Below are 348 nucleotides of genomic sequence, written 5' to 3'. Positions count from 1 at the left end.
ACGCACAAGAGGCGGCTGTCCGCGCTGGGTCCCGGTGGTCTGTCGCGTGAGCGGGCCGGCTTCGAGGTCCGCGACGTGCACCCGTCCCACTACGGCCGGATGTGCCCGATCGAGACCCCTGAAGGCCCCAACATCGGCCTGATCGGCTCGCTCGCCTCCTACGGCCGCATCAACGCGTTCGGCTTCGTCGAGACGCCTTACCGCAAGGTCGTCGACGGCAAGGTGACCGACCAGATCGACTACCTCACCGCCGACGAGGAAGACCGCTTCGTCAAGGCGCAGGCCAACACGACGCTCAACCCCGACGGCTCGTTCGCCGAGACCCGCGTCCTGGTCCGCACCAAGGGC

Annotated in this window: 1 pseudogene; it reads left to right on the top strand. The window is 68.4% G+C overall.

The annotated features are described in order from the left end of the window. Positions 1 to 348: pseudogene (locus AB0C16_RS41125) on the top strand (DNA-directed RNA polymerase subunit beta); the annotation flags it as partial.

The organism is Nonomuraea sp. NPDC048916, assembly GCF_040649575.1.
Classification (GTDB): domain Bacteria; phylum Actinomycetota; class Actinomycetes; order Streptosporangiales; family Streptosporangiaceae; genus Nonomuraea.
Note: the sequence above shows the minus strand (reverse complement) of the source record. Positions and strands in the feature narration are given on the sequence as shown.